Origin of the sequence: Dietzia sp. Cai40, assembly GCF_014145165.1 — a bacterium.
In the GTDB taxonomy this organism is placed as follows: domain Bacteria; phylum Actinomycetota; class Actinomycetes; order Mycobacteriales; family Mycobacteriaceae; genus Dietzia; species Dietzia natronolimnaea.
The window spans coordinates 1-6,901 of sequence record NZ_JAALEB010000342.1 but is presented as its reverse complement, the minus strand read 5'-3'; the positions used below and the strand labels follow the sequence as shown (position 1 = coordinate 6,901).

The following is a 6,901-nucleotide window of genomic DNA, read 5'->3' as shown; positions in this document are numbered from 1 at the left end:
GCTCCTGCCCCGGCAGCCGCACCGCAGGGAATCACGATCGACCTGGGTGGCCGCGCGCCCGTCGTGCCGCAGGCCCCGATCCTTCCGAAGCAGCTTCACATCGGCTGACGGCCGCCCGGTCGCCGGTCCCACCCGTAGAGAAAGAGGAACAACCATGCTCACCGCCGCTTCTGCCATCTCCGGCGCGATCATCGCCGCGCTAGCGACCCTTGGCCCGATCGCTGCCCCCGTCATCGGAGCGGCCACCGCCGCCGGTCCGATTGCCACCGCTGGTACCGCGATCGCCGGCTTGGCCGGCACCGGAAGTGCCGCCGGTGGGGCCGCCTCGCTCGGTGCCGGCGGGGCCGCGGTCAACGCCAACCCGCACGCGGCGATGGGCGTGCAGAACGGCATCAACGACTCGATCAACCAGGCCAAGGACCACGTTGCCGGGTCGATCAACAACCTGAACATCCCGGGCGTTCCCCCGGTCCACTTCAACTGATCCCGCGTACTGATCGCCGCACCGATCGAGGGGAGTGGAAATGAGCCGCGACGACGATCTGCCCGAGTGGTTTTCGGAGTCGTCAAATTCTGCTGACGACCGCAACGGACCCCGCCACCTAGAAGCCGTGGCCGGAGGCCCGGAGTCCGACGACGAGTGGTTCGACCAGGCAGAGGCCACCCCCTCGGCTGTCGAAGCCCCGCCGGCGCGCGATAGCAGCCGGAAGCGGACCAAGCTCCTGTTCGGCGGCACGGTCGCGGCGGTGCTGCTAGTGATCGGGGGCGGCGCGTGGCTGCTGTCGTCGCTCTTGTCTGGCTCCGAGACGTCGGCCTCCCCGACGTTGACGGTCCCCACGACGGCGACCACCGCACCGCAGAGTGGCGACGAAGTGGTGGCCGAGTCGGAGTGCGAGTCCTCCGAGTCGGCCACCACAGTGTCGGGCAACGGCAAGGGCGACCGAGAGTCCGCCGCCGGCGTGGTCCTGGCCTTCCAGCACGCCTACTACGTCGCCAGAGACGCCGACGCCATCAAGCCACTGCTGGCGAAGGATTCACCGATCACCAATCTCGATGCTCTTCAGGAGGGCATCGACTCAGTGGCTCGGGGAACAACGCACTGCCTGCATATCGAGCGCGACGGCGACGACGCCGTGGTCGAGCTGACCGAGACCGCTCCTGACGGCAGCGAAACGACCTACTACCAGCGCGTGACGACCACCCGTGAAAACGGGGAGGTCCGGATCGTCTCGATCGAAGAGAACTCTGAAGGAGCCAGCGAATGAAGCCGGGGAACGTGGCAAGGATCGGCGCTGTCATCACGGCATCATCGTTGGCAGTGGCAGCCCAAGCGGGAGGGGTCCAGGCGCAAACCACGGCTAGCGCTACACCCTCCGCCACCACGGCTCGACCTTTGACCTCAACCGCTACGGTCCCGACCTCGTCTCGAGGGACCTCGGAGGTGGCGTTGCCCGAGGGCGATGAGTGCCCGCTGGTGCAGCTCGTGGCGATCAACGGCACGACGGAGTCAACGAGAAACTCCAAGACCGACGCGGACACGGGATGGATGGCTCGCGTGGTGAGTCCCACCGTCAGAGCGGCTAACGCCGATGGCCAGGCGCGTATGAGCCGCACCTACGTGCCGTACCCGGCATCCTTCGGAGGCTTCGTCCCCTCAGAGGATCAGTCGAGTTACGCCGAGAGCGTCACCGTCGGCATAGAGAACGGGCGAAAGCTCATCGCCGAGACGATCGAGCGATGCCCGGAGACCAAGATCTTCGTCTCCGGCTACAGCCAGGGCGCCCAGGTCGCCTCGGCGCTGGCTCGAGAAATCGGCGCCGGCTCCGGGCCTGTCACTCCCGAGCAGTTCGCCGGTGCGGCGCTGATGAGTGATCCCACCCGTGCTCAGGGCGCCCCGATCTTCCAGGAGGGCTCGTCCCGGACGACTCCGGGGGCGGTGCCGGGCACGGAGGGTGCGGCGGTGTCGGCGATCAGCGTGGGCGAGGGTGCTCCGCGGCCGGAGGGGCGCGGAATCTCCCCGAACACGTCGGCACCGGATTTTGGTGCGGTGGCCGATCGAGTCGCCTCGTTCTGCGTCCCCGGAGACCTGGCGTGCGACACCCCGCCCGACTCCGATCTGTTCCAGGTCGTAGCCAACATCGCCGGACAGAGCGAGACCGGGGGAGACCCGATCCGTGCGCTGGTCAACGTCGCCACCGTGGCGGGGCAGTCGGTGCTGTTCACGGCCGCAGAGACCATCGCCGAAGACGTGGAGTACTCCGACGGAAGTGGTTTCACCATCGCCCCGGCCAGCCGGGGCAACACCACGCTGTCGCGGATGGCGCGCTACTCCGATCCGACCCAGGTGCAGAACCCGACCGATCCGACCGCACTGCTGGTGGAAGCCGGGACCAAGCTGGCCGGGATGGCGCTCGGAGCGTCGATCACCGTGGCGAAGAAGACCCTGACGCCGGAGAACATCGCGCAGATCGCGGTGGCCGGCGCAGCGAGCCCGGCAGCGGCGGCAGCGGTGCTGGTGGGCCAGCTCGCTGTTGCGGCGTCTGAGGTCATCACTCCCGCAACCGTGGACTCCGGTCTGCAGCGGGTGATCGGCGAGATCGAGCACACGGTGTCCGACACGACGGGCCTGGTCGACCTGGCGACCCAGACCCAGACCTGGAACGCGATCGACGCCCACGGCATGTACGACCGCACCCCGTTTACGGCATCAGGGCAGTCCCCGGCGGCGATCACCCAGCAGTGGGCGCTGGCCGCGGCCAACGACCTCGCCGTTGCCCGGGGGATGGAGCCGGTCAGCGAGATCAGCCACTCCACGGATGCCGACCGCATGGCCCTGATCCGGTCGGGAGCCGGGGACGACCAGCTGTCCAAGCTGCCGGCGAAGTCGCAGACCGCCGACATCGCCGGACTCTCCGAGGCCCTGGCCTCGGTGACCGCGTGACGCCCGCAAGGGACAAGACGAAGGAGGCGAGCATGACCAGCGCCCACAAACTTCCGCACCCGACATCTAAGGCTGTGCCCGGGTGGCTGGCTGTGCCAGCCGAAGGGGATCGCGCACCGGTGTGGGACGCACCCGTTCCGCGCCCCGCCGACAGCCGGACCCCGGTGATCTGGCTGCTCGGCGCCCACGGCGGTGCCGGGGTGTCGACGTTGGAATCCATGTGGGCGCCGGCCGCAGACAGTCAGCGAGGCTGGCCGTCCGCCGAGAAAGCGCCGTTCGTCGTCGTCGTCGCACGAATGCACACGGTCGGCCTCAATGCAGCGCACCGGCTGTGCCTTCAGCACCAGGCAGGAGAGGTCGGTGGTTGCTCGCTGCTGGGCCTGGTCACCGTCGCCGCAGCCCCCGGCAAACCGGACCTGACACTGTCCCGCCGACGCGAGCTCGTCGCCGCCGCTGCCGGGGCGAGCTGGCACATCGACTGGGTTCCCGAGCTGCTGACCTCGGAGCCGACCGAGCTGGCGCAGTGGACCCCGGACTACACCCCGCCACCGGCTAAGCGATTCGCCCGTCCGCTAGCGCCCACCGACGCGGTCCCGGAATCGGTCGCCACCGCTGCCGCGGAGGTCTTCGCTGCCGCGGGCGAGCAGTGGCGAACGCGCCGCGCCGACAAATGATCCCCCTGCCCAGCCCCTCTGTGATCCAAGGAGAACGCAATGTTTGTTGAGACGATTCACGCCGCCGCCCCGGTGGCCGAGCAGATCATCGCCGTCGGCGAGAACCTGTCGCCGATGGAGATCCCCGGTGCCGGTGAGAAGGTCGACACCGCCCTGGCGTACTTCATGTGGGGCTGCATCGCGCTCGGCGTCATGGGCGTAATGGCTGCCGGTGCCTACTTCATCATGGCTCGCCGGGCCGGCAACGGTGACGAGGTCCAGACGACGGTCGCACGGATCATCGGTGGCTGCCTGCTGATCATGCTGGCCGGCCCCATCGTCAACGCCCTGGTCTCCTAGCCGCCGTGCTCACCGACGTGGTGACCGTGCTGGCGCAGGACCCGGCGGTAGTGCTGCCTCCGACCAGCCCTGTCGGCCCTCCAGCCGAGGCGATGACCCGGTTCTCCCAGGCGGTCGGCTGGGTCAAGTGGGGAGCCACCGCCGTCGTGGTCGCCGGCGTTATGGCGATCGGGGCTCTGCTGACGATCGACAACCGCCTAGTCGACCAGTACGGCCCTTCGATCCAGGCCATCACGATCAAAGTCCTCCTCGGATGCCTGATCGTGGCCTCCGCCGGGCACATCGCCGACGTATTCATCTAGAAGGAGCCCCTGTTGTCCAAGATGCGATGCGTTCTCACCGCTGCGGCGGTAACGCTGCTGCTGACGGCGAACACCGCCTGCTCAAACGATGAGCAGACCGAGCAGCCGCCAGTTGTGGACACCGCTTCTGCCCCGGCCGATCTGACGTGGCGGAACGTAGCCGGACTCAAGGTGCCGACCTCCCGCGCCGACGGGCCGGCGCGAACGTCTCCGCCCCAGGGGTACAGCCATACCCCGCAAGGCGCGGCTCTGGCGGCGGCGAACGGGCAAGCAGCCCTGGCGACGGCGCCCGACTCCACGTGGCCCGAAGTCGTGCGCACGGTCACCGCTCCCGGCCCCGGCCGGGACCAGTGGGCGCAAACCCGTGTGCTGATGAGCGTGTCGGGCGCCGTCGATCCCTCGGTGGCCGCCACCTTCACCGCGTTCAAGGTCACCGACTACTCGCCCGAGAAGGCGATCGTCTTGCTGGCTACATCGACCCCGCCTGCGCCGGGAGAACAGGAGCCCCTGCTGACGGCCTACCCGGTGCAGGTGGCGTGGACAGGGGCGGACTGGAAGCTCGTGCTTCCCACGCAGGAAGACGACATCGACGCGGCCGAGATCCAAGCCCTCGACGGCTTCACGACCTGGGATGAGGACAGCAAATGACAAAGAAGGCATGGATCAGCGGCGCAGCGGTGCTGATCGTCGCTCTGACGGTGCTGGTCCTGGTCATCACCATGAGCGGAACCGATGAGCAAAGCGGCCAGGCGGCACCCGCGCCGGCCACGCCCACTGCGTCACCGACCACGGCGCCTGCGGAGCAGCCAGGGCGGGTGGTCAGCGACCTCGTGGGCCGGCAAGTGACAGTCGTGGACGCTCCCGAAGGTGAGCCCGTTGCACAAACCGGCCAGGCGGGCGCGTTTCCCGGCGGGACCGAGCCGGTCGCGGCGCCAGCGGGTCTAGCGCTTCAGCGTGTCCCGAGCGGGACCACCTTGATGGTCTCGTCCTCGGATGGCCCGACAGCGGTGGAGCGAGGCGTGATGACCGGGTACGCCCGTTCTCCCGTCGGCGCGGCACTGCTCACAGCCAACTACATCGGTCTGGGGCTGGAGATGGGACCGGTCTACGCCGACTTCATGCAGCGCTTTGCGCCTGATCTCGTCGCGGAAGACCCGGAGCTGCTCGAGGAGCTGCGCACACGTGGCGCGGCCACCCAGGGGCGGGCGATGCAGGCAGCCGAGGGGTTTCAGGCGCCCCGGTGGTTCCGCTTCAGTCACTGCTCGCCCGACTTCTGCACCGTGGAGGCGGCGATGCCGTCGGTGTCTGAGGCCGTCGGCCAGGTCGACACCATCGACGTCAGCGCAACAGAACACCCGGTGATGCGCGTGTCCCTGTCGTGGACTGGCGAACAGTGGGAGATCGTCTCCGGCCGCTCGCTGCCGCCCCTGGAAGAGCTGGATCGGTCGTGGGTGCTGTGGATCTGACACGCCTCAAGCAGCTCGCAATCGCGCTACTAGCCGCGGTCCTGGCCTCGGTTGCCTTCGCTGCACCGGCTGCTGCTCAGGACACGGACCAGAATGAGTTCCAGTCGTTCTACGAGGACTGCCGCAACGGCGATCTCGACGGTGATGTGCTCGACGGCGGATTGTTCGCCGGCACCGGAGCCCATGAGTGGCTGAGGGAGTCGGCTCAGGCCGGCGGACTGCGTGAAACGCTCACCGCCCCCGCTCGCGGCGTCGTCTCTGGCGCATGCAACACCGCCGGTGCAGCCCTTCATCCGACCGATGCGATCGAGGCGGTGACGTCCGGCTTCTGGGGCGACCCGATCGGAGACTTCGTCAAGTCCCTCCTGGAGGGAAATGCTCAGGCGTTGTCGCTGATCATGACGATGTGGATTAAGGAGTCACCCTTCTCGGGAGCAGACTTCGAGTCGTCAGTGGCGGGCGTATTCAACCTGACGCTGTGGGCGCAGGTACTGCTGTTCGTGGTGTCGCTGATCATTGCGGGGGCACGGATGGCGGTCGCCCGGAACCGCGGATTGGGTGATGGGTTCGAGGACGTCGGGCAGCTCGTCTTCAACTTCATCCTCGCCGGGGCCGCGCTGCCGGCGGTGATCATGTCGCTGCACATGGCCACCGACCTGGTCTCGACGCAGTGGCTCACCGACGGTCTGGGCGGGGATCCAGAGGCCAAGATCAACGCGGTCGCGCTCATCGACGAGGAGACCGGACTCGGGCCGGCCGCGGTATTGATCCTGGTGGTGTTCGCGCTGCTGGGTGCCCTGGCGCAGATGCTGGCGCTAGTGATCCGCGAGGGCCTTCTGGTGGTGGTGGTGGGTCTGCTGCCGTTGGCGGCAGCGTCGTTCGCGCTGAGCACCGGCAAGCAGGCCTTCAAGTCGATGATCGGGTTCGTCGTCGCGGCGCTGCTGTTCAAGCCGGTGGCAACACTGCTGTATCTGGTGGCGTTCTGGCTCAGCTCGGGAACAGAACAGCCGTCGATGATGGAGGCGGTCTCCTCGATGCTGCTGCTGGCCGCGGCCGGCCTCGTACTGCCTGCGCTGATGCGCGTCGTCGCCCCGGCGGTGTCTGCCTCAGTGTCCGGTGGCAGCGCCGCAGGCATCGGCGCCGCCGCTGCCGGAGCCACGGGCGCTGTCGCCGGCGCCG

8 protein-coding genes and 1 pseudogene are annotated in these 6,901 nt (G+C 68.3%); all 9 read left to right on the top strand.

Features of this window, described 5'->3' with window-relative positions; all coding sequences use genetic code 11:
- Positions 1-154: 154 nt before the first annotated feature.
- A complete protein-coding gene (locus G6022_RS13005) occupies positions 155-484 on the top strand; it encodes a hypothetical protein (RefSeq protein WP_061229507.1) in 330 nt (109 codons plus the stop codon).
- Between the two features lie 40 nt (positions 485-524).
- The gene (locus G6022_RS13000; RefSeq protein WP_182638500.1) at positions 525-1,265 is read left to right on the top strand and encodes a hypothetical protein; all 741 of its coding nucleotides are present in this window, start codon (positions 525-527) and stop codon (positions 1,263-1,265) included.
- Positions 1,266-1,441: 176 nt separating this feature from the next.
- The gene (locus G6022_RS12995; protein ID WP_182638501.1) at positions 1,442-2,941 is read left to right on the top strand and encodes a cutinase family protein; all 1,500 of its coding nucleotides are present in this window, start codon (positions 1,442-1,444) and stop codon (positions 2,939-2,941) included.
- 32 nt (positions 2,942-2,973) lie between these two features.
- Positions 2,974-3,615: a DUF6668 family protein gene (locus tag G6022_RS12990; RefSeq protein ID WP_182638502.1), complete on the top strand. Its 642-nt coding sequence runs from the start codon at positions 2,974-2,976 to the stop codon at positions 3,613-3,615.
- 39 nt (positions 3,616-3,654) lie between these two features.
- A complete protein-coding gene (locus G6022_RS12985; RefSeq protein WP_182638503.1) occupies positions 3,655-3,954 on the top strand; it encodes a hypothetical protein in 300 nt (99 codons plus the stop codon).
- 5 nt (positions 3,955-3,959) lie between these two features.
- Positions 3,960-4,256 carry a hypothetical protein gene (locus tag G6022_RS12980; protein ID WP_182638504.1) on the top strand — a complete coding sequence of 99 codons (297 nt, stop codon included), beginning with the start codon at positions 3,960-3,962 and terminating at the stop codon, positions 4,254-4,256.
- Between the two features lie 12 nt (positions 4,257-4,268).
- Positions 4,269-4,904, top strand: coding sequence for a hypothetical protein (locus tag G6022_RS12975; RefSeq protein WP_182638505.1), 636 nt, complete (start codon positions 4,269-4,271; stop codon positions 4,902-4,904).
- Entirely contained in the window at positions 4,901-5,722 is an 822-nt protein-coding gene (locus G6022_RS12970; protein WP_182638506.1) for a hypothetical protein, read from the top strand. Before G6022_RS12975 ends, G6022_RS12970 begins: the two co-directional genes overlap by 4 nt.
- A pseudogene (locus tag G6022_RS12965) lies at positions 5,713-6,901 on the top strand (hypothetical protein); the annotation flags it as partial. The gene G6022_RS12970 and the pseudogene G6022_RS12965, both read left to right, overlap by 10 nt.

What these genes read in the sequence shown, in the direction of transcription:
- G6022_RS13005 (WP_061229507.1), top strand. Translation starts at nt 155, where the DNA reads ATGCTCACCGCCGCTTCTGCCATCTCCGGCGCGATCATCGCCGCGCTA.
- G6022_RS12985 (WP_182638503.1), top strand. Translation starts at nt 3,655, where the DNA reads ATGTTTGTTGAGACGATTCACGCCGCCGCCCCGGTGGCCGAGCAGATC.
- G6022_RS12970 (WP_182638506.1), top strand. Translation starts at nt 4,901, where the DNA reads ATGACAAAGAAGGCATGGATCAGCGGCGCAGCGGTGCTGATCGTCGCT.
- G6022_RS13000 (WP_182638500.1), top strand. Translation starts at nt 525, where the DNA reads ATGAGCCGCGACGACGATCTGCCCGAGTGGTTTTCGGAGTCGTCAAAT.
- G6022_RS12990 (WP_182638502.1), top strand. Translation starts at nt 2,974, where the DNA reads ATGACCAGCGCCCACAAACTTCCGCACCCGACATCTAAGGCTGTGCCC.